Below are 18,433 nucleotides of genomic sequence, written 5' to 3'. Positions count from 1 at the left end.
GCCCTCTCCCCTGCGTCCTCGGCACCCGTCGGATGTGCCACTCAAGCACCGCACGGCGCTGGGCACCGCTCGGCGAGTGCCCCACGAGTGGTTCGCTACGCCGATGGTGTCGTCCCGACGGCCCGTGTCCGTGGGGCCGGCGGTCACCCGGCGGGAATCCCGGCCGGCTCCCGCGGCGTACGGGCTCGCGGGCGGGGCCCGCCGCCGGTGGGCTCACGGTGAGGTGACCGTCGGGGCCGCTCCGGGCACGGGGCTGATCCGCGCCTGCCCGCCGTGCCCGCAGTGGACGACGCGGTCGCCGAGTCCGACGGCGTCGATCTCGTCGAGGAACGCGGACAGCGGCGAGCGCATCACCGTGTAGTCGCCGTAGTGCACGGGGAGGATGCGGTGCGGGTCGAGGCGCCGGGCCAGCTCCGCGCCCTGGGCGCCGTCCATGGTCACCACGAAGCCGCCGGGCAGCCGGGTGCCGCCCAGGTGCAGTACGGCCAGGTCGGCGGCCGGGAAGCGGCGGGCGATCTCGTCGAGGCCGTCGTAGACCAGCGTGTCGCCGGAGAGGTACAGCCGCAGCCGGGCCGGCCCGCCGACGGGCCCGAACTCCAGCATGCTGCCCATCACCGGGGGCAGCAGGCCGCGCAGCAGCGGTTGCCCCGCGTGGCGGCCGGGCAGCGCGGTGACCCTGACCTGGGTGCCGCCGCGCTGGAGGGTGAGCCCCTGCCAGGTCCGCAGCCCGGCGGTGCGGGGGAAGCGGTGCACGACCCGGAGCCGGCGCGCGGCGTGCGGTGTGGTGAGCACCGGGACCGAGTGGTCCAGGTGCCTGCGGGCCCGGCGGTCCCAGTGGTCGCCGTGCAGGTGCGAGAGGACGATCCCGTCGAGGCGGGGCAGTTCCCCGACGTCCAGGGCCGGTTCGGTCAGGCGGCGGCTCACCAGCCCGTAACCGAGGTGGGCGAACTGTCCGCGGTGCAGGAAGTTGGGGTCGGTGAGGAGGGTGAGCCCGCCGTAGCGCAGCAGGACGGTCGCGTTGCCGATGAAGTGGACGTCGAGCGCGCCGTCGGTGGTGTCGTCCGTGATCCCGGTCATGACCGTCCCGTCCGACGGGGTGGCGGGCCGCCCCGTCCGCCGCTCGCGTGTTCCGTTGCCTCCGGGCGCACGGAGTACCCCCGACGCGGGTGATCACTCGCCGGTTCCGGCTCCGGGCGGGTTCGGCCGGCCGGGCGCGCGCCCGCCGCGTCCCGCGCGGGAGCCCCGGTAGGCGGCCTCGCGCAGCGCGCTCAGCCAGGCCGTGGGGCGCAGCTCGGGAAGGCAGTGCAGGTAGGGGTCGTACGACACCGTGCCGCTCTCCGGTACCGGGTGCGCCGCGGAGGTGAGGGTGAGCGCGGCGAAGGAGCGCCAGGGCTCGCCCGGGGCCGCCGCCCGCAGGTCGAAGCGGAGCGGCGCGCGGGCCAGCGCCTGCCGCAGGTCGGGCAGGGAGACCCCTGTCGGCCCGTGTTCACCGCGTTCCGGGAAGGCCGCGAGGACGCGGCTGCGGTGCCCCGCGCGGTAGGCGACGAGGGTGGAGTACGGGCCGGCGAGGGCGTCGCGCCGGAGCAACGGCAGGTGCCGTCCCAGGCGGCCCGCGCGGCTGGAGGTGAGCAGCAGGTCGAGCGGCGCACCGGCGCCGTCGGCGTCCTCGACCCGCAGGGCCAGGCCCAGGCCGTCCGGCAGCCGCCCGGGCAGGCCCAGGGCGCGCGACCAGCGCACCGTCACGGCGTAGGAGCCCGGCCGGTCCAGCCAGGGCACCCGCCACCGCCCGTCGCCGGTGCCGGGCACCTCCAGCGTTCCGTCGCACATCACGCCCGCGGGGTGCAGCGCCGGTGCGGCCCTGCGTTCGGCGATGCGCCGGGCGAGCGCGTAGGCCGCTTCGGTCCGGACGGTCCTGCGCGGGGCGCGGACGGGCTGCCCGGTCACGAGGCCGGGCGGATGACGGCCCGCACGCAGCCGTCGGTCTTGTGCTTGAACATGTCGTACGCCCGGGGCGCCTGCTCCAGCGGGACGGTGTGGGTGGCCAGGTGGGCGGTCTTCAGCTCGCCGGCCGCCATGCGCTCCAGGAGCATGGGGATGTACCGCTGGCCGTGCATCTGCGCGCCGCGCACCGTGAGCCCCTTGTTGATCACCGCGCCGAGCGGGAACTTGTCGACGGCGCCCGCGAAGACGCCGAGGATGAACACCGTGCCGCCCTTGCGGCAGGCGTGGATGGCCTGGCGCACGGCCGTGGGACGGTCGGTCTGCAGTCGCAGCTGCTGCTTGGCCTGGTCGTACAGGTGCGCGGGGCCGTCGCTGTGCGCCTCCATGCCGACGGCTTCGATGCACACGTCGGGGCCGCGCCCGCCGGTGCGTTCGCGCAGCTCGGCGGCCACGTCGACGGCCGTGTAGTCGATGGTCTCGGCGCCGGTGTACCGCTCGGTCATGGCCAGCCGCTCGGGGATGCGGTCGATGGAGATGACCCGTTCCGCACCGAGCAGCAGCGCCGCCCTGGCCGCCATCTGCCCCACGGCGCCGCAGCCCCACACCGCGACGACGTCGCCGGGCTTCACTCCGGCCAGGTCGGCGCCCATCCAGCCGGTGGGCACGGAGTCCGAGCAGAACAGGGCGCTGGTGTCGTCGATGCCCTCGGGGACGGGGAACGCCCCGTAGTCGGCGAACGGCACGCGGACGTACTCGGCGTGGCTGCCGCGCAGGCCGCCCATGGCGTGCGAGTAGCCGAAGATGCCGGCCGTCTCGTAGCCGAACAGGGCCTGGGCGATGCCCGGGTTGGTGTTGGTGTTGTCGCACAGGGACCACAGGTCGTTGGCGCAGTACCAGCAGCGCCCGCAGCCGATGAAGGAGCAGACCACCACCCGGTCGCCCACCGCGTGCTTGCGCACGCCGGGTCCGGTCTCGACGACCTCGCCGATGAACTCGTGCCCGATGATGTCACCGGCCCGCATGGCGGGGATGTAGCCGCCGATGAGGTGCAGGTCCGAACCGCAGGTGGTGCCCGCGACGAGCCGGACGATCATGTCCTGGTCGTTGTGCAGCTCCGGATCGGGGACGTTCTCGACGGACAGCTTGTTCACGCCTTCCCAGCACAGCGCCTTCACAGCACTCCCTCCCCGCCGGAGCGGCGGACGAGCAGCCCGACCAGCTTGCCGCCCGGCGTCTCACGGGTCGTCGACGGTGTGTCCGGGTGCAGCACCTCCCCGGCCTCCAGCAGGGCCTTGGCCTCGCGCAGGGCGAGCCGCAGCTCCTGGCGCGGGTCCTGGCCGGCGAGCCGGCCGGGGAGCGAGGTACGGGCGGCGCCCGGTGGCTGCTTCAGCCGGACGGCCAGCTCGGTGCCCCGGTCGCCGGGGGCCGGGCGGACGTCCACCTCGATCCGGTCGTCGAAGGGCCGCAGCGGCGGGGGCAGCTGTCCGCCGGGCCGCACCTCCTCGGCCGGACGGTTGACCGTCACCGTGAGCCACCGGTCGCGCGTCCGGTCGTCGCCGGACGTCCTCGACCTGGCCCGGTGCACGCCGACGGCCGCGGCACCGGCCACGGGCAGGATCCACCATGCGCGTTTCCTCACTGCGCCTCCACTCGGTCCGGGGCTGTCCGCTGTCGTCCCGGCGAGTTACCCGGGCCGCCGGCCCGAAACGGACGTCAGGTGGCCGTCCCGTCGTCGCCGGGCGCGCGCACCACGGTGAGCAGGTCGTCGCGTCCGGCCACGGCGTCCAGGGCCAGGGTGCGGTAGCCGGCCTGGTCGAACAGGACGGTGATGCGGTCGCCGTCCTGGCTGAGCACCGTGCCGTCGCCCCACCGGGCGTGCCGCACCTCGGCTCCGACGGGGTACGCGCCGACCGCGGGGTGGGCGGGCCGCTCCTCCTCGTGCCCGGAGCCGTCCTCGTCGCACAGGTCGCAGTTCCCGCACGGTCCGTCGTACTCCTCGCCGAAGTAGCCGAGCAGGAACTGGCGCCGGCAGCCGGTCGTCTCGGCGTACGCGCGGGCCATCTCGACCCGCGACCGGTCCGTCTCCCGGTGTGCCTGCGCGGTGCGCGCGGCCCGCTCCACCGCCTGCCCGGGCGGCACGCCGGGGGCGGGACGCACCTCGCCCTCCTCGCCCGTGGCGACGGCGTCGGCCTCCTCCAGGAGGTTGACCGCGGCGGTGACGCGGTTCCTCGACAGGCCCGTGTCCTCGCGCAGTTCGTCGAGGTCGGCCGGGTCCTCGCGGTGCTCGTGGACGGCGTCGGCCACGTCGGACAGGGTGTCGCGGCCGGGCGCGCGGCCGGCGAAGAAGGTCTGCATCCCGGTGTCCTGCGGCCGGTAGTGCAGGACGGTGAGGGACGGCTCCCCGTCCCTGCCGCAGCGGCCGATCTCCTGGTAGTAGGCGTCGAGCGAGCCCGGCAGCGCCGCGTGCAGGACGAACCGCACGTCCTCCTTGTCGATGCCCATCCCGAAGGCGGAGGTGGCCACCACGACGTCCGCGGCGCCGGAGAGGAAGGCGTCGTGGATGCGGGCGCGCTCGGCGGCCCGCAGCCCCGCGTGGTACGCCTCGGCGGCCAGGCCCAGGGCGGCCAGCTCCCCCGCGTAGTACTCGGTGTCCTTGCGGGTCGCGGCGTAGACGATGCCCGGCTTGGCCTCGGCGGCGGCCCGCTCGACGACGGCGCGGCGCCGGTCGTCGTCGTCCTGGAAGCGGCGGACTTCCAGTCTGATGTTCGGCCGGTCGAACCCCGTCACCATCACCCGAGGGTCGCGCATGCCCAGACGCTCCGCGATCTCCCTGCGCACCGGCGGTGCGGCGGTCGCGGTGAGCGCGAGGACCGGCGGCCCGCCGATCCGGCGTACGGCCTGCTCCAGGCGCAGGTAGTCGGGGCGGAAGTCATGACCCCAGGAGGACACGCACTGCGCCTCGTCCACCACGAACAGGGCGGGGGCCGCCTCGGCGAGCCGTTCCACCACCTCGTCCTTGGCCAGCTGCTCGGGTGCCAGGTAGAGGAGGCGGGTCTCGCCGCGGCGTACGGCCTCCCAGGCGGCCTTGGTGTCCGCCGCGCCCAGGTCGGAGTTGAGCGCGACCGCGCGCGGGGCGCGGTCCCCCTCGGGCAGGCCGGCGATCTGGTCCCGCTGGAGGGCCAGCAGGGGCGAGACGACCACCACCGGTCCGGGCAGCAGCGCGGCGGGGACCTGGTAGACGGCGGACTTGCCGGACCCGGTCGGCATGACGACGAGCGTGTCCTCGCCCTGGAGCACCCATTGCATGGCGGTGAGCTGCTCGGGCAGCAGGGTGTCCCAGCCGAAGACGTCGGCCGCGGTCGCCCGCAGGCGAGCCGCCCGGTCCTGTCGTGCCCCCTGGCTCCGCGCTGCCACGGCCCTCTCCCTTCGCTGCCGGACGCGGTCGCGCCCTGGCGCACCGGGTACCCGTGGCGGCCGGATTCACCTGCGGGAACACCGGGCGACCGGTGTGTCCCACAGGTGAGGTCCCGGGGATCGGCGGGCGGGCGTCTCAGTCCTTGCCCATGGCCTTGCGGACGGCGTCCTTGGTGCGGTCCATGAGGGCGGCGACGGGGCCGAGGGCCACGTTGGCCGCGCCCGACTGGACGCCGGGGTGCGGCCGGGTCGGGGCCATGGCCTCCGCGGCCTTCACGGCCTTGGCCATGGCGGCGAGGTTGGTGACGTCGGTGCTGCGGCGGATGTGGCTGAACTCGTAGCGCTCCTCCTTGCGGGCGTGCTCCTGCACGTCGGTGCGCAGCGCCCGCAGCTTCGGCAGGAAGCCGGGGTCGTCGGTGTCCATGTCGTCGAGGGCGGCCAGGGTCTCCTTGGCCGCCTTCTCCTCGGCGAGGCGGTCCTCCACGATCTGCTGGCCGCCCGGCATGGACCGGCGGGCGAAGGGGTGGACGACCTCCTCCTCCGCGGTCTCGTGGACGGCGAGCAGGCGCACCAGCCGCCGGAAGGCCTCACGGCGCTCGTCTCCGGTGGTGGCCTCGACCTCGTCGAAGAGGTTGCGGATGTCGCCGTGCTGGCGCATCAGCAGGGCGACGACGTCCAGGTCCTCGGACTGGTCGTCACCGGCCTGCGGGGTGTGGAGCTGGGACATGCGGGCCGCCTCACTTCTCGCGCATCGCGGGGTCGGGGTGCTCACCCTCGGACTGGACGCGGTACTCGCGCCCGAACATGTCCTGGTGCTCGGCCATGACCCGCTCGCTCGGCGGCTCCTCGCCGCCGTGGATCTGCTCCTGCATCTTCTCGAACCGCTCGTGCGCCTCGCGGACGTAGCCGGCGCCCAGGGTGGTCAGGTCCATCTGGGTGTCCAGCAGCTCGCGCAGGTACTGCTTGTTCGGCTCGAAGGTGAGCACGTTGGGCAGCTCGGGCGCCAGGACCTCCTGCGGTTCCCGTCCGTCGAAGCGGCGCATCAGGTCGCAGGCGGTGTGCAGGTGCTCCAGCTCCATGTTCAGGTGCAGTTCCCAGATCGCCTTCACCTTGGGGTCGCTCTCCTGCTCCATGAAGGAGTAGTACAGGTAGCACTCGTTGTACTCGTGGTTGACCAGTTGCTCCCACCAGGTCTCGCCCGGGTCGACGAGCGACTCGTAGTGGGTGACGTGCTCCTCCTCGATCAGGCCGATCTCCTGGTAGAGCTGACGGGCGATCGGCTCCATGTAGGTGGGGCCGGTGTTCATGTAGAAGTTCATCGTCTGCTGCTCCGCCGACATGATCGTCAGCGCGTGCAGCTTCGACAGCGGGTCGGTCTGGTCCTTGGCGTACGGGTCGCGGACGTTGTCCGCCGGGTTGCGGTGGTGGTACTTCGTCGGCCGGCCCGGCATCACCTCGGTGAGGTTGTCGACGATCGACTCCGCCTTGCGGTGCTCGATCATCTCGTAGAGGTTGGCGTACCGGTACAGGTGGTCGAAGTCCTCCAGCACGCCGAACTGGTAGGCCTGCTTCAGGTACGGGTCCGGCTCCATGCGGGCCACCCACGCCGTCAGGTCCACCGCGACCTGTTCGTAGGCGATCGTCGTCTCCAGCACCGAGGACACACCGGGCAGCAGCCAGTTCACGACCTTCTGCTGCTGGGCCTCGATGTAGCGGGTCTGCGCGAGCTGGCGCTTGACCTCCGGGTCGACGGTGTTGCGGGCGAGGTGATGGCTGAAGAGGATCGCCTCCACCTCGATGCCGTTCATCGTGATGATCCGGCACCGGGTGTACGGGTCGCAGCGGTCCGGGTCGATGGGCTGGACGTTCAGCTCGCGCCAGTTGCGCAGCTGGCGGTCCAGCGGGATGCCGCGTTGTTCGAGCGGGTTGAAGGTCATGGGTGCGCCTCCTGGGGCAGGGCAACTCGTGCGCCGGCGGGTACCCCGCCTCGGACGCCGAGCACAGGTCCGCCACGAGTCTCGCCGTGACCGACGCCTTTCGGTCACTTCTGCTGGCCCGGCAGGGTGTGGTTCCCCCGGCCGGGCCAGCAGGAGTCGCGGTCCGTGGACCGAAGCGGGGGAATACCGGTCGGGACGCGGGGCAGACGGGTCGCTGTACAACCCATGTGAGTGGCGGCGACCAGGGAGACACCCGATGCTGATGGCACACCCCGCGGTTCTCAAGAACCTCATCGAGCAGTACGACACGCTGCGCATCCTGCACGCCGAGGACGGCAGCCCCGAGGTGCAGCAGCGGATGGACGACGTCGCCTACACGCTGTGCGTGGCGACCGGCACCCGTGACGTCGACGCCGCGCTCATCGCCGCCCGTCACCAGCTGCCCGGTGCCCGTCCGGAGGACGACTCGCTGCTCACCACCACCTGACCGGCGGCCCGCCGCCGGCCTGCAGGCGGCCGCGGAACGAGGAAGGTCCGGCGCGCGTGCCGCCCGGGGCCGGACAGGGACGCGTCCGCAGCCGCTTGCGCGCGGTCTTCCGCGCGCAAGATCCCTCCGCCAGTCCGGCGCGCGGCTCCCCGGAGGCCGGGCCCGCCGCCAGACTGGACGGAGGCCCGGCCCACCGGTCCGCACGCCCGGGCAGGCGGCGGGCCCGCACCGACGCCAGACTGGACGGGTCCCGTCCACCGGCGCGCGAAGGGAACCCACCCTCTTATGCACATCGACCTGACAGGACGCACCGCACTGGTCACCGGCTCCACGCAGGGCATCGGCGCGGCCATCGCCGTCGCCCTCGCCCGGGCCGGGGCGCGGGTGGGCGTCAACGGCCGCGACGAGCGGCGGGTCGCCGACAGTGTCGAGTCGCTCGCCGCGCAGGCCCCCGGCGCCGACCTGGTGGCGGTCGCCGCCGACGTGTCCCGGGAGGAGGGGGCGGCCCGGGTCCGGGAGGTGCTGCCGCAGGTGGACATCCTCGTCAACAACCTCGGTGTCTTCGGCTCCGCCGACCCGCTGGAGATCACCGACGACGAGTGGCGGCGCTACTTCGAGGTGAACGTCCTCGCCGCCGTGCGGCTGACCCGGCAGTACCTGCCGGGCATGACCGAGCGCGGCTGGGGCCGCGTCCAGTACGTGGCCAGCGACTCCGCGGTCGTCATCCCGGCCGAGATGATCCACTACGGGATGTCGAAGACCGCGCTGCTGGCGGTGAGCCGGGGCTTCGCCAAGGCAGCCGCGGGCACGGGCGTGACGGTGAACTCGGTCATCGCGGGCCCCACGCACAGCGGTGGCGTCGAGGACTTCGTCTACGAGCTCGTCGACCGGGACCTCCCCTGGGAGGACGCGCAGCGCGCGTTCATGCGCGAGCACCGGCCGCAGTCCCTGCTGCAGCGGCTGATCGAGCCCGAGGAGATCGCCCACATGGTCGTCTACCTCAGCTCCGAGCAGGCGTCGGCCACGACGGGCGGAGCGCTCCGCGTCGACGGCGGGTACGTCGACTCGATCCTTCCCTGACGTGCGCGTCCCCGGGGACGTGACGCCCCCGGGGGTCAGAGACTGGTGAGCAGGCCGTCCAGCGGGCCGGGGGCGGGGCCGGGGCCGAGCGCCTCGACCAGGACCCGGCCGTAGTGGATCTTGCGCCCCTTCTTGGTCCCCAGGAAGCGCCGCAACTGCTGCTGGGTGGTGCGGCCCTGCTGGGCGGGCTGGTGCAGGAAGGTCCGCAGGGCGCGCAGATCGCCCTCCGCCCGGACCAGTTCCGTCACCCGTGCCGCGCCCAGCGCGCGGATGAGCTCGTCCTCCAGGTCGGCCGCGCAGACGAAGAAGTCCTGCGGCGCGGCGCCGGCCAGGTGGAAGCCGCGCGCGTAGTAACGGCGCTCCGCCTCGTCGCACAGACCCGTGAGACGCAGTCCCAGACCGGGCGGGCCGAGGAGCCGGGCGAACCGCCCCACGCTCATCGCGCCGCCCATCGGCAGCACGCACACCCCCTCGGCCGCGAGGTCCCGGCCGCGGCTCGTCGCGAGCGCGCCGACCGCGGCGGCGTCGCTCGGGCCTTCCAGCAGGACGACCGTCCGGACCGGCAGCCGCGAGGCCAGCTCGCGCGCGCGGTCCCCGGGCCCGCCGGCCGCCCACGCGGTGACCGCGTCCCGGAACGCCCCCATGTCCGCCATGGGACGAGTCTGTCCCGCTTCCCGGTGTCGCGCGAGGGGTTTTGCGCCCGTCGCCGTGTCGGCCTACCGGGTCCTCCTCGCCGCCGTGCGCGGTGCGCACACCGCCGACGGCGCGGAGGGCGTGGTACCCCACGGTGAACACGTCTGTCGTGCCGGCCGGGCCCGAGGCAGCCGGCCGGAGGCCGCCGGCCGAGGAGAAAGGACGAGCATGAGGATCACCGTCGACCAGGACAAGTGCTGCGGCTCGGGAGGGTGTGTCGTCGCCGCACCGGACGTCTTCGACCAGCGCGACGAGGACGGCGTCGTCGTCCTCCTCACTCCCGAGCCGCCCGAGGACCAGTTCAGGGCCGTACAAGGGGCGGCCACCGCGTGTCCTTCCGCCGCCATCACCCTCGACGGCGAGTGACACACTGAGCCCGCCCCGGCACGGCCGGGGCGGGCCCGGCGGTCCGGTCGTCCCGGAGCGTGGACGGCCGGGCCGTTCCCGTCCCGGCGCCGCTCCCCGCCGGTCCGCTCCTCCCCCGGTCCGCGGGCGGCCCGCGGACCCGACCGGACCGGGCACAGGATGTCGGGTCCGGCGACCCGCCCGGCGCCTAGCGTGGTGACCGCGAAAGAGGAAGGGGGCCGGGAGTGCTGGACCGTCTCAACCAGGCTCTGGAACACATCGAGCGCCATCTCGACCAGCGGGTCGACGTGGCCGAGCTGGCGCGCATCGCGGCCACGTCGGAGTACCACCTGCGGCGCATGTTCTCCGCGCTCGCGGGCCTGCCGCTGTCGGAGTACGTGCGCCGCCGCCGGCTCACCGTCGCCGGTGCCGCGGTGCTCGCCGGACGCGAGTCCCTGCTGGACGTCGCGGTGCGCTACGGCTACGGCTCCGGCGAGGCGTTCGGCAGGGCGTTCCGGGCCGTGCACGGCGTCGGCCCCGGCGAGGCCCGGCGCAGCGGTGCCGCGCTGGTCTCCCAGCCCCGGTTGTCCTTCCGTCTCACCGTCGAAGGGAGCAGCAGCATGCGCTACCGCGTAGTGGACAGGCCGGACTTCGACGTCGTCGGCCTCAAGGCCCGGGTGCCACTGGTGCACTCGGGTCCGAACCAGGCGATCGTCGACTTCGTCCGCGGGATCGATCCGCAGGTGCTGGAGCGCCTGGAAAGGCTGTCGGACGCGGACCCGCGCGGCGTCCTCTCGGTCTGCGACGGCCTCGACCCGAGCCGTGCCGAAGGCACCGGACTCGACTACTACCAAGGGGTGATCACCTCGGCGCCCGCCCCCGAGGGCACCACCGTGCTGTCGGTCCCGGCCGGCACCTGGGCGGTCTTCACCACCTCCGGACCGGCGCCGCAGGCCATCCAGGAGCTGTGGCGGGACGTGTTCACGCAGTGGTTCCCGGCCAACCCGTACCGCGGCCGGCCCGGCCCCGAGATCCTGCGCACCCGTCCGTCCCCGGACGGGACGGAGGCCGACGCCGAGCTGTGGCTGCCGGTGGAGCGGGAACAGGGCTGAACCCGCGCGTGCTGCGGCCGGCTTCACCGAGCGGCTGGAGCACGCGCTCCCCCGGTCATCCGGCCGGAGGTCGCCGCGGCGGATGGCCACCGCCCCGGTCATCGCCCTTCAGAAACGATTCTGCGCGAGGGCGCGGAACTCGGTCGGTGTCATGCCGGTCGCCGCGCGGAAGGCACGGGTGAACTCCGAGGCCCGGGGAAAGCCCCAGCGGGCGCCGATCGCCGCGACCGGCCGGGTGTCGTACGGGTCCGCGAGATCCCGGCGGCAGCGGGACATCCGCTCGCGCCGGATGACGTCGCCCACCGTCGTCCCGTGGGCCTGGAAGACACGGTGCACCGTGCGCGGGGACACGCAGTGCGCCTCGGCCAGGGAGGCAGGCCTGAGACCCGGGTCGGACAGGTTCCGGACGATGAACCCCAGCATCTCGTGGTAGAGCGACGACCTCCGGGACTGCGCCGGCAGCGCCGCCGCCTCCTCCACGTGCCCCGCGACGACCGCTGCCGCGAGGTCCACCAGGGTGGTGCCCAGTCTGATCCGGTCGCCGCCGGTCAGCTCGGCCCGTGACCCGGCCAGCGTGGTGAGCATCTGACGGAACATCAGCCCCATGCCCGGCGTGGGCCGCAGGACGGTTCCGCACACCTGCCGGACCACCCGGTCCGGGAGCGGCATCAGCCCTCGGGGGAACTGGAGCAGCACACAGCTCGACCAGGGCCCGGCCTCGGCCCAGCCCCGGAAGGGCCGGGAGCTGTCGTACAGCGCCATCTCGCCGGGGCGCAGGGCCGCTTGGTGGCCGGCCTGCTCCACGCCCTGCCGTCCGGAGGTGACCAGCGCGAGCTGGTGGAACTCGGGGTCCGACTGGCGGATGAGCCGCGCGGAACGGTAAGAGACCAGCGGGGCGTAGGAGATCGTGGACAGTTGCACCGCGCCCAGCTCCGTCGCCCGTATCCGGGCCCCGAAGCGTTCCGGGTCCTGGAACCGGAAGCGCTGTGTCACCAGGGCCAGTGCGGCGGTCTCCGCCCAGGCCGTCGTCCGGTCGGCCGTCGGCAGGCCGGTCGTGTCCAGCACCGTCTTCATCATGAGTGCCCCCGACGCTCATCAGTACAGAACGGTCGCAGGCAGTGTGGATCAGGAGATCGGCGGAGGACAGGGCCCTTTGCGTCAAGTGCCCCGCGGGGGCTGCCGGTCCGGTGCGCCGGTCCCGGAGTGGCGCTGAGTGCGCATCAGTCGGCGCCGGGAGCGCATGACGCGGCGCCGGGCGGCGGGCCAGGATGCCCATGACCAACGAACCGACATGCACACCTCATGGTCGGCATCTCCGTGTCGGGGGGAGGCGGGGGGACCGCGCGGGCCGCGACGGTGGCGGCCGTGCGTGCGAGGACCACCCGCGTCGCCGAGGTGACTTCATCTGATCGATCTCCAAGAGGCTGGCCCATGTCCCAGGCACGCACGTTCCGAATACGCGGCGGCGCCCGTCTGCGCGTCCTCACCAGAACCCTCACCGCGGCCGTGCTCATGGCGGGCGCACTGGTGCTCGGCGGCGCTCCCCAGGCCGCCGCCCTGACCAAGCCGGTGATCAACGGGCCGGTCTTCAACGACCCGCTGGGCACCGCGGAGCAGCAGAAGGCCGTCTTCACCCAGCTCGTCGCCCTGATCGACGCGACTGGGGCCGGTCAGACGATCCGCGGCTCGATGTTCGAGTTCGGCGACCAGCAGGTGGCCGACGCGCTGCTCGCCGCCCACCGGCGCGGCGTCGACGTCAAGCTCGTCGTGGACGACTCGACCTACGTCGACGGCGAAGGCCGGCAGTACGCCAACCCCGCCTACGAGTCGCTGAAGTCGGGGCTGGGCACCAGCGACACCGCCCGCTCCTGGGTCGTGGTCTGCGACGACCGGTTCGAGGACAACGACGGCGTGGACGACGTGCAGCGCGGCTGCCTCGCCGTGGCACCGCCCGGACCGGCGTACAACCACAACAAGTTCTTCGTCTTCTCGAAGATCGGTCCCTTCGACGACGGCACCTCGTACTCCAAGGTCGTCTTCCAGACGTCGTCGAACCTGTCGAACTGGTACAAGGTCGAGTCGTTCAACGACGCCGTCACCTTCTCCGACAGCGCGGTGTACGACGGTTACGCGAGCTACCACGAGAAGCTGCGGGCCGGCCGCCACCTGGCGAGCGGCAACAACAACGTGTACTTCTCCACGCCCACCGGCTCCACCTACCGCGGCTACTTCTTCCCGCGCGGCGACTCGTCGTACAACAACCCGGCCACGGACACGATCGTCAACGTGCTCGACGAGGTCTCCTGCGCCTACACCGGCACCGACGGCAAGCGGCACCAGACGGACATCCGGATCGTGATGCTGTACTTCAACGACTCACGCATCCAGGTGGCCGACAAGCTCGCCCAGCTGCGCGCCCAGGGCTGCTGGATCGACATCCTCTACGCGTCGGCCGAGTCGAAGGTGAAGTCCACGCTGACCGGCGCGAACATCCAGCACCGCGGCTGCATGATCCCCAACGGGCCGGGGATCGACGTACGCCCGCACAACAAGCAGATCCTGATCGACGGCGACTACAACGGTGACATCACGCCGCGGGTGTACACGGGCAGCGCCAACCTGATCGGCTCCTCGCTGCGCTCCGCGGACGAGTCGTTCGTCCGGATCACCAGCGCGGACTACCACACCAAGTACCTGTCGACCTTCTACCGGATCCGGTCCGCCTGCGGCGGCTGACCGGGCGGCGGGCGGCGGTTCGCGGAACGGGTGCCACCTCCCGTTCCGCGAACACCCGTCTCAGCCGATGCGGCCGGGCAGACGGACGACCTGGACGAAGAAGTCGTCGATCTGGCGGACCGCGGCGATGAACTGGTCCAGGTCCACCGGCTTGGTGACATAGGCGTTGGCGTGCAGCTTGTAGCTGCGCAGGATGTCCTCCTCGGCCGCGGAGGTGGTGAGGACGACCACGGGGATGTGCGCGAGGTCCGGGTCGGACTTGATCCGCTCCAGGACCTGACGGCCGTCGTACTTCGGCAGGTTCAGGTCGAGCAGGATGAGATCGGGCCTCGGTGCCTCGGTGTGGTCGCCGCGCCGGTAGAGGAAGTCCAGGGCCTCCTCGCCGTCCCTGACGACGTGCAGCGTGTTGCCGATCTTGTTGTCCTCGAACGCCTCACGGGTCATCAGCTCGTCGCCCGGGTCGTCCTCGACGAGGAGGACGTCGACGGGGGTGGCGGCGGGGGTGGTCATGTCAGGGCCTTTTCCTCGGTGTGCGTGCCGGCCCGTTCCGGGGTGTCGGCGATGACCGGCAGAGTGAAGCGGAAACGGGTGCCGTCGGTGTAGGCGGTGTCGATCCAGATTCTGCCACCATGGTGTTCGACGATCTTCTTGCACAGGGCCAGACCGATGCCCGTGCCACCGTAGGCGTCCCGGCTGTGCAGCCGCTGGAAGATGACGAAGACCTTCTCGGCGAACTCCGCGGGGATGCCGATGCCGTTGTCCGTGACGCTCAGGCCGATGTGGCCCGGCTCGTGCGGGTCGGGCTCGCAGGTGATGGTCACGTGCGGGGCGGCCTCCGGGCGGCGGAACTTCAGGGCGTTGCCCACCAGGTTCTGCCAGAGCATGGTCAGCAGGGTCGGGTCGCCGACCACCTCGGGCATGCTCTGCGGACGGTCGACCCGGGCACCGGACTCCTCGACGGCGGTTCCCAGGTTGGCGAGGGCCTTGTCCAGCGCCCCGTCCAGACCGACCTCGATCCGTGCGTCGTTGAGACGTCCCACGCGGGAGAAGGTCAGCAGGTCGTTGATGAGCACCTGCATCCGCTTGGCACCGTCGACGGCGAAGTCGATGTACTGACGGCCGCGTTCGTCGAGCTCGTCCCCGTAGCGCTTCTCCAGCAGCTGGCAGAAGGACGCCACCTTGCGCAGCGGCTCCTGGAGGTCGTGGGAGGCGACGTAGGCGAACTGCTCCAGTTCGACGTTGGACCGGCGCAGCTCCACGGCCTGGGCGTTCAGGTCGGCGGCCTGCCGGGACAATGTCTCCTGCTGGTCCTGTGAGGCGTCGAGCTCGGCCACAATCCGCCGGCGCATGCCCTCCACGTCGCGTGCCAGCGCGGTCACGTCGACCGGGCCCTCCCCGGTGATGACGTACGAGAACTCCCCGCCCGCCACGCGCTTCGACGCCCCGCGCAGCGCCTCCAGGGGGCGGGTCACCAGCAGCCGCACCAGGACGGCGAGGGCCACACCGGTCAGCAGGAAGACCAGCACCATGCCGGCCAGCACCGAATCGCGCACCATCCGCTCGTGGGCCACGCGGTCGCGGCCGTCCCGGGCCGCCTGGTCCAGGCGGGCGCTCTGCTCGGCCAGCCGGTCGCGCACCAGGTCGAACGCCTTCTTGCCCCGTTCGGCGGTCCGCCGGTCGACCGCCGCCGGCTCGCCGGTGCCGGCCGAGGCGGCGGCGGGTTCGGCGTAGACGCGCCGCCAGTCGGCCGCCTGCTTCTCGACCGCGCGCAGGTCGGCGAGCAGGCCGGGCCGGTCACCGATCAGGTCGCGCAGCCGGGCGGCGGCGTTCCTCTCGTCCCTCCGGCCCTCGGTGTAGGGGGTGAGGAACCGGGGGTCGGCGGTGATCGTGTAGCCGCGGATGCCGCTCTCCTGGTCGACGAGTGCGGCCTGGAGCCGGTACGCCTCGGTCTGGGCCGGCTGGATCCGCTGGAGCAGGCGGTCCGTCATGTTCACGGTCTGCCGCTGCAGGTTGATGCCGATCACGGTGCCGATCACGACGAGCAACGTCATGAGCGTCAGCACCAGGTAGAACCAGCCCTGTACCGTCAGCCGGCGCCCGCTCCACACGCCGACCGTGTTCACCGCTCTCTCAGACACCACTCGTCCCACTCGTTCAGTTCCAGCTCAGATGGACAACGGCCACGTCGTCGGCCAGACCGCCCCGCTCCTCGGCGAGTTCCTCGGCCCGGGCGATCAGCCGGTCCACGAAGTCCTCCGGCGGCAGGCCGGCCGCCTTGCGCGCGAGTTCCAGCAGGCCCTCCTCGCCGAGGCGCTGCGGTCCCCTGCCGACGTGCCCCTCGAAGAGCCCGTCGGTGAAGAGGACCACCGAGTCCCCCGACGGCACCGGCAGTTCGGCGGTCGGCCAGCGGGCGCCGCCGGGGAGCATCCCCAGCGCCGGTCCGCCGGGCACCTCGATCCACTCCACGTCTCCGCGGGTGCGCCGGAGGAGACCGTGGTGACCCGCCCGTACCACGCGGGCGCGCTGTTCCCCGGGGACGGCGGCCAGGCTGACGAGGGTGGCGAAGACCTCGTCGCGGGCCCGCTCGGCCACCAGCAGCTCCTCCAGCCGGCTCATCTGCTCCGGGCCGGTGATCCCGCTCAGCACCAGGGTCCGCCAGGCGATGCGCAGGGCCACGCCCAGGGCCGCCTCGTCCGGCCCGTGCCCGGAGACGTCACCGACCAGGGCGTGGACCGTGCCGTCGGCGCTCTGCACGATGTCGTAGAAGTCACCGCCCAGCAGTGCCTGCGCCCGTCCGGGCCGGTAGCGGGCCACGACCCGGACGCCGTCCTCGGTGTGCAGCAGCGGACGCGGCAGCAGCCCGCGTTCCAGTCGGGCGTTCTCCCGGGCCTGCATCTGGCTGGCCTGGAGGGCCACCGCCGCCTGCTCGGCCTGCTTGCGCTGGATCGCGTACCGCACGGCCCGTCCGAACAGCTCGGGTTCGACCCGGCCCTTGACGAGGTAGTCCTGTGCGCCGGCCGCGACCGCGGCGAGTCCGGTGTCCTCCTCGGCGAGCCCGGTGAGGACCACGACCGCCACGTGCTCGGCGTGCGCCTGGAGCAGGGAGACCGCCTCCAGGCCCCGGGCGTCCGACAGGTGCAGGTCGAGGAGGACGCAGTCGGGCACCTCGGTGGCGAGCACCTCGGCGGCCTCGGTCAGCGAGCGGACCCAGCGCAGGCGCATCTTGAGGGCGCTGTCGGCGACCAGTTCCTCGACGAGCAGCGCGTCGCCGGGGTCGTCCTCCACGAGGAGGACCGACGGCTCCGGCCGTTCCCATCCTGCCTCGGCATCCGCCTGGGCCGCTCGCACCAAGTCGGCAGCCCCAGCCTGTGACGTCACCATCGTCCCGACCTTCCCCGCCCCGTACCCGCCGCCTGCCGCAGGGCTGTTCCCACCCGACGGCGGTCGAGCATACGCGGAGCGGCGATTCGATCTTCACCAGTCCCCCACATTCTGGCCGGGGCGCCCGCGGCGCGATCACCGGCCCCCGGCCCGGGCCAGGGGGCCGCGGTTCCGGGGCGGGTGCGGCGGCGGGAGGTCAGCGGGCCCGTCCTGCCCGGCCGCGACGTCCCGCGCCCGGGGCACGGCCCGGCCCGGCGGAGTGCCGGCCGACGGGCTCGGCCCCGCCGGGCGAGCGGACCGCCCTCCCGCGTGGGGGCGTTCACCGTGCGTACGGGTCCCGCCTCCGGTTCCCGCTCTGCCCTATGGGCGCCTCCGGCGAGGAGGGGAAGCGGCCGGTACGGGGCGGCCCGGCGTCGACGGCCGGGGCGCCGTGCGGAACCGCCGGGACGAGGCCCCGCGCGTCCGGCAGCGTCATGGCTGGCCTGTCAGTCGTCACCGACGTCGTCATCGTCCGCCCATCCCGTGAGTCCGGCAATTCTGTCGGCGCCTACCCGGAACTCTCGGCCCCATGCCACCCGGATCGTCATCGAACTCTCGTTCGTCAACATGTTCGCCGGCCGGGCGTCGGGCACCTCCCCCGGGCGGGGCGCCGTCCACGAACGCCCGACAACCGGAGGGAGGCGTTTCCAGGGTCGCACCCCTGGGTCGCGGCACTCGGGGTATGCGGAAAGGACGGCACAGCCACCCGCGCACGACAGAGAACCACCACCCGCACACGAGGAACTCTGCATGGAGAACTCGCTCAAGCAGCAGGCGAGGAACGTCCGGACACCGGGCGCCCGCCGGCCCCTGGCCCTGACCTGTACCTGGGAGCGCACCGTCCCGGACATCGCCGAGGCGCGCCGCGCCGTCACCGACCTGCTGCGGCAGGCCGGCCGGCCTCCGCGACGGCGGGTCACCGAGGACGCCTGCCTCATCGTCAGCGAACTCGTCACGAACGCCGTGCGTCACGCCCCGGGCCCCTGCTCCCTCACGCTGAACGTCAGCCCGGACGGCCGGTCGCTGCGGATAACCGTGCGGGACTCGTCCCCCCGCCTGCCCGAGGTGCAGCCCCGCGACCCCGGCCGGATCGGCGGCCACGGGCTGCACCTGGTGCGCTCACTGAGCGTCCGCTTCCACGCGACCCCGCGAGCCACCGGGAAGGACGTCAGCGCCACGGTGTCCCTGGACGACGCCGGCCACGGCTGACCACCGCGAAGCGGTCGACGGGCCTCCGTTTCGTTTTCCGGACTGCCACGCCACGAAGT

General features: G+C 73.0%; 18 protein-coding genes. 6 read left to right on the top strand and 12 right to left on the bottom strand.

Annotated features, from left to right (window positions below; translation table 11 throughout):
• Nucleotides 1–213 precede the first annotated feature (213 nt).
• The 7 genes from SGLAU_RS30415 to SGLAU_RS30385 all read right to left on the bottom strand — a co-directional run bounded on the left by SGLAU_RS30415 (nt 214) and on the right by SGLAU_RS30385 (nt 7,292).
• Nucleotides 214–1,077: an MBL fold metallo-hydrolase gene (locus tag SGLAU_RS30415; RefSeq protein WP_043505784.1), complete on the bottom strand. Its 864-nt coding sequence runs from the start codon at nt 1,075–1,077 to the stop codon at nt 214–216.
• Nucleotides 1,078–1,170: 93 nt separating this feature from the next.
• Nucleotides 1,171–1,944 (bottom strand): phosphodiesterase, encoded by a 774-nt coding sequence (locus tag SGLAU_RS30410; RefSeq protein WP_099052877.1) that lies wholly within the window; start codon nt 1,942–1,944, stop codon nt 1,171–1,173.
• Nucleotides 1,941–3,116 (bottom strand): zinc-dependent alcohol dehydrogenase, encoded by a 1,176-nt coding sequence (locus SGLAU_RS30405; protein WP_043505783.1) that lies wholly within the window; start codon nt 3,114–3,116, stop codon nt 1,941–1,943. Before SGLAU_RS30405 ends, SGLAU_RS30410 begins: the two co-directional genes overlap by 4 nt.
• Nucleotides 3,113–3,580: a hypothetical protein gene (locus SGLAU_RS30400; RefSeq protein WP_043505781.1), complete on the bottom strand. Its 468-nt coding sequence runs from the start codon at nt 3,578–3,580 to the stop codon at nt 3,113–3,115. The genes SGLAU_RS30405 and SGLAU_RS30400 overlap by 4 nt, the downstream gene beginning before the upstream one ends.
• Before the next feature lie 74 nt (nt 3,581–3,654).
• The gene (locus SGLAU_RS30395) at nt 3,655–5,355 is read right to left on the bottom strand and encodes a RecQ family ATP-dependent DNA helicase (protein WP_043505780.1); all 1,701 of its coding nucleotides are present in this window, start codon (nt 5,353–5,355) and stop codon (nt 3,655–3,657) included.
• 136 nt (nt 5,356–5,491) lie between these two features.
• Nucleotides 5,492–6,082, bottom strand: coding sequence for a hemerythrin domain-containing protein (locus SGLAU_RS30390; RefSeq protein ID WP_043505779.1), 591 nt, complete (start codon nt 6,080–6,082; stop codon nt 5,492–5,494).
• A gap of 10 nt (nt 6,083–6,092) precedes the next feature.
• The gene (locus SGLAU_RS30385; protein WP_043505778.1) at nt 6,093–7,292 is read right to left on the bottom strand and encodes a hypothetical protein; all 1,200 of its coding nucleotides are present in this window, start codon (nt 7,290–7,292) and stop codon (nt 6,093–6,095) included.
• Nucleotides 7,293–7,548: 256 nt separating this feature from the next.
• Between SGLAU_RS30385 and SGLAU_RS30380 the strand changes: the two genes are divergently transcribed.
• Together SGLAU_RS30380 and SGLAU_RS30375 are read left to right on the top strand one after the other, a co-directional pair.
• Nucleotides 7,549–7,779, top strand: a complete 231-nt coding sequence (locus SGLAU_RS30380; protein ID WP_043505777.1) for a DUF5133 domain-containing protein — start codon at nt 7,549–7,551, stop codon at nt 7,777–7,779.
• A gap of 285 nt (nt 7,780–8,064) precedes the next feature.
• Nucleotides 8,065–8,859: an SDR family NAD(P)-dependent oxidoreductase gene (locus tag SGLAU_RS30375; RefSeq protein WP_043505776.1), complete on the top strand. Its 795-nt coding sequence runs from the start codon at nt 8,065–8,067 to the stop codon at nt 8,857–8,859.
• A gap of 35 nt (nt 8,860–8,894) precedes the next feature.
• On the opposite strand, the gene SGLAU_RS30370 is transcribed toward SGLAU_RS30375, so the two are convergent.
• Entirely contained in the window at nt 8,895–9,512 is a 618-nt protein-coding gene (locus SGLAU_RS30370; RefSeq protein ID WP_043505775.1) for a TOPRIM nucleotidyl transferase/hydrolase domain-containing protein, read from the bottom strand.
• 208 nt (nt 9,513–9,720) lie between these two features.
• Between SGLAU_RS30370 and SGLAU_RS30365 the strand changes: the two genes are divergently transcribed.
• Both SGLAU_RS30365 and SGLAU_RS30360 read left to right on the top strand, forming a co-directional pair.
• Nucleotides 9,721–9,918 (top strand): ferredoxin, encoded by a 198-nt coding sequence (locus SGLAU_RS30365; protein WP_043505774.1) that lies wholly within the window; start codon nt 9,721–9,723, stop codon nt 9,916–9,918.
• A gap of 224 nt (nt 9,919–10,142) precedes the next feature.
• Nucleotides 10,143–11,009 carry an AraC family transcriptional regulator gene (locus tag SGLAU_RS30360; RefSeq protein WP_043505772.1) on the top strand — a complete coding sequence of 289 codons (867 nt, stop codon included), beginning with the start codon at nt 10,143–10,145 and terminating at the stop codon, nt 11,007–11,009.
• A 108-nt stretch (nt 11,010–11,117) separates the two neighbouring features.
• Here SGLAU_RS30360 and SGLAU_RS30355 read toward each other — a convergent pair whose 3' ends face one another.
• Nucleotides 11,118–12,083: a helix-turn-helix domain-containing protein gene (locus tag SGLAU_RS30355; protein WP_244315365.1), complete on the bottom strand. Its 966-nt coding sequence runs from the start codon at nt 12,081–12,083 to the stop codon at nt 11,118–11,120.
• Between the two features lie 357 nt (nt 12,084–12,440).
• Here SGLAU_RS30355 and SGLAU_RS30350 point away from each other — a divergent pair, with 357 nt between their 5' ends.
• Nucleotides 12,441–13,745, top strand: coding sequence for a phospholipase D-like domain-containing protein (locus tag SGLAU_RS30350; RefSeq protein WP_043505770.1), 1,305 nt, complete (start codon nt 12,441–12,443; stop codon nt 13,743–13,745).
• Between the two features lie 60 nt (nt 13,746–13,805).
• Here the strand turns inward: SGLAU_RS30350 and SGLAU_RS30345 are convergent, their stop codons facing one another.
• The 3 genes from SGLAU_RS30345 to SGLAU_RS30335 form a co-directional block, all read right to left on the bottom strand.
• Nucleotides 13,806–14,255, bottom strand: coding sequence for a response regulator (locus SGLAU_RS30345; protein ID WP_043505769.1), 450 nt, complete (start codon nt 14,253–14,255; stop codon nt 13,806–13,808).
• Nucleotides 14,252–15,796 carry a sensor histidine kinase gene (locus SGLAU_RS30340; RefSeq protein WP_052414168.1) on the bottom strand — a complete coding sequence of 515 codons (1,545 nt, stop codon included), beginning with the start codon at nt 15,794–15,796 and terminating at the stop codon, nt 14,252–14,254. Before SGLAU_RS30340 ends, SGLAU_RS30345 begins: the two co-directional genes overlap by 4 nt.
• 103 nt (nt 15,797–15,899) lie before the next feature.
• Nucleotides 15,900–17,126, bottom strand: a complete 1,227-nt coding sequence (locus SGLAU_RS30335; protein WP_043505767.1) for a PP2C family protein-serine/threonine phosphatase — start codon at nt 17,124–17,126, stop codon at nt 15,900–15,902.
• A 789-nt stretch (nt 17,127–17,915) separates the two neighbouring features.
• Between SGLAU_RS30335 and SGLAU_RS30330 the strand changes: the two genes are divergently transcribed.
• Complete coding sequence (locus SGLAU_RS30330; protein ID WP_043505766.1) at nt 17,916–18,374, top strand: ATP-binding protein; 459 nt, start codon at nt 17,916–17,918, stop codon at nt 18,372–18,374.
• The last annotated feature ends 59 nt before the right edge of the window (nt 18,375–18,433 follow it).

This window comes from Streptomyces glaucescens (genome assembly GCF_000761215.1).
GTDB classification, from domain to species: Bacteria; Actinomycetota; Actinomycetes; order Streptomycetales; family Streptomycetaceae; genus Streptomyces; species Streptomyces glaucescens_B.
Note: the sequence above shows the minus strand (reverse complement) of the source record. Positions and strands in the feature narration are given on the sequence as shown.

Excerpts from the sequence above, each read along its gene's own strand:
- SGLAU_RS30370 (WP_043505775.1), bottom strand. The coding sequence starts at position 9,512 with ATGGCGGACATGGGGGCGTTCCGGGACGCGGTCACCGCGTGGGCGGCC.
- SGLAU_RS30385 (WP_043505778.1), bottom strand. The coding sequence starts at position 7,292 with ATGACCTTCAACCCGCTCGAACAACGCGGCATCCCGCTGGACCGCCAG.
- SGLAU_RS30375 (WP_043505776.1), top strand. The coding sequence starts at position 8,065 with ATGCACATCGACCTGACAGGACGCACCGCACTGGTCACCGGCTCCACG.
- SGLAU_RS30365 (WP_043505774.1), top strand. The coding sequence starts at position 9,721 with ATGAGGATCACCGTCGACCAGGACAAGTGCTGCGGCTCGGGAGGGTGT.
- SGLAU_RS30415 (WP_043505784.1), bottom strand. The coding sequence starts at position 1,077 with ATGACCGGGATCACGGACGACACCACCGACGGCGCGCTCGACGTCCAC.
- SGLAU_RS30345 (WP_043505769.1), bottom strand. The coding sequence starts at position 14,255 with ATGACCACCCCCGCCGCCACCCCCGTCGACGTCCTCCTCGTCGAGGAC.
- SGLAU_RS30390 (WP_043505779.1), bottom strand. The coding sequence starts at position 6,082 with ATGTCCCAGCTCCACACCCCGCAGGCCGGTGACGACCAGTCCGAGGAC.
- SGLAU_RS30340 (WP_052414168.1), bottom strand. The coding sequence starts at position 15,796 with ATGACGTTGCTCGTCGTGATCGGCACCGTGATCGGCATCAACCTGCAG.
- SGLAU_RS30380 (WP_043505777.1), top strand. The coding sequence starts at position 7,549 with ATGCTGATGGCACACCCCGCGGTTCTCAAGAACCTCATCGAGCAGTAC.
- SGLAU_RS30335 (WP_043505767.1), bottom strand. The coding sequence starts at position 17,126 with ATGGTGACGTCACAGGCTGGGGCTGCCGACTTGGTGCGAGCGGCCCAG.
- SGLAU_RS30350 (WP_043505770.1), top strand. The coding sequence starts at position 12,441 with ATGTCCCAGGCACGCACGTTCCGAATACGCGGCGGCGCCCGTCTGCGC.
- SGLAU_RS30355 (WP_244315365.1), bottom strand. The coding sequence starts at position 12,083 with ATGAAGACGGTGCTGGACACGACCGGCCTGCCGACGGCCGACCGGACG.
- SGLAU_RS30330 (WP_043505766.1), top strand. The coding sequence starts at position 17,916 with ATGGAGAACTCGCTCAAGCAGCAGGCGAGGAACGTCCGGACACCGGGC.